At 40.6% G+C, this 1169-nt stretch carries 1 protein-coding gene and 1 pseudogene; both read left to right on the forward strand.

Features of this window, described 5'->3' with window-relative positions:
- Positions 1–155 precede the first annotated feature (155 nt).
- The gene (locus G493_RS0127075; RefSeq protein ID WP_028582850.1) at positions 156–497 is read left to right on the forward strand and encodes a hypothetical protein; all 342 of its coding nucleotides are present in this window, start codon (positions 156–158) and stop codon (positions 495–497) included.
- Positions 498–666: 169 nt separating this feature from the next.
- Positions 667–1083, forward strand: a pseudogene (locus G493_RS31610) (efflux RND transporter permease subunit); the annotation flags it as partial.
- Between the last annotated feature and the right edge of the window lie 86 nt (positions 1084–1169).

Raw genomic sequence — 1169 nt, forward strand, 5'->3', positions numbered from 1 at the left:
GTGTATGGTTTAGCTGTAGAGATTGAAAAAAAACTGGAAGAAAAAATCATATAACATATGATCCTTTTCTTTTTAAAAAAACTATTGATAATAATAGGATTGCTTTAAAGTATCTACGTAGAGCTATTAAAGTTGCTGAGTTGGGTATTAGAGATATGTCTAAAGGCTCTGATTGTAAGGCTGAAGAGTTGCAACCTCTTTTTACTAGATGGATTGATATCAACGTTTCTTTTGCTCAGTTTTATCAAGATTGGTATAGGCTTGCTGCATTAAATAATGCAAAGCAAATACATAATTTTGTTAGGTCTTATATAGGTATTCCAGATATAATAAATCCAGGTGAATATCCAATATGTATATACATGGGAGCATTATCTTTAAAAGAATCTACTATGGAAAAAGAATCTATAAAATTGTATAAAAAATGTTTGACGTTTCGTGGTTATGTGTATGATAAAATGTCAATGTATGGATACCATGAATTGCCTTTGGAATAAAATAGTTGAAGAAAGAGGGCAGAGCTCTGTTTTAGTTGCATTAACTGCTGTGGTGCTCGTCGCATTGTTGCTGACAAAAAACAAAAAAGGGGTCAGAGTAAAATTATTAGCTTACAGTCGCAGGGGGTGAAAAAACGAAACATTAAAAAATGGGGTCAGTGTAAAAATAAACCTGCTGGCATTGTTCCAGATGGGAACCATTAATCTGAGCGTGGCGGTCTGGGTAGGTTTTCTGGCCCTCTTCGGTATTGCAGCGGATAATGGCGTGATAGTCTGCACTTATCTGCAGCAGGTCTTTAAGGAGGAAACACCACAAACTGTTCAGGCTATAAGGGCTGCAACCGTAGAAGCCGGTGACAGAAGGGTTCGTCCAGCCATGATGACAAGCGCCACAACCATTCTGGCGCTTCTCCCGGTGTTGACTTCTTCTGGAAGAGGGGCTGATGTCATGGTACCCATGGCCATACCCACTTTTGGAGGAATGACCCTTGCCCTGCTGACTATTTTCGTGGTTCCTGTGCTTTACTGCAGTCTTGCAGAAATTGCATTGAAGCTGAACCGCAAGAGCAGTACTGCTGTCAAATAACAGGCGTCTGAAAAAACGGGAAAGGAGCTACCCAAAGGCTTGGAAAAGGCTGCGGCCAGTAGGGTGCGTCACGCGCACGTATGCCG

This window comes from Desulfogranum japonicum DSM 18378 (genome assembly GCF_000429945.1).
Classification (GTDB): domain Bacteria; phylum Desulfobacterota; class Desulfobulbia; order Desulfobulbales; family Desulfobulbaceae; genus Desulfogranum; species Desulfogranum japonicum.

What these genes read in the sequence shown, in the direction of transcription:
- G493_RS0127075 (WP_028582850.1), top strand. Translation starts at nt 156, where the DNA reads ATGTCTAAAGGCTCTGATTGTAAGGCTGAAGAGTTGCAACCTCTTTTT.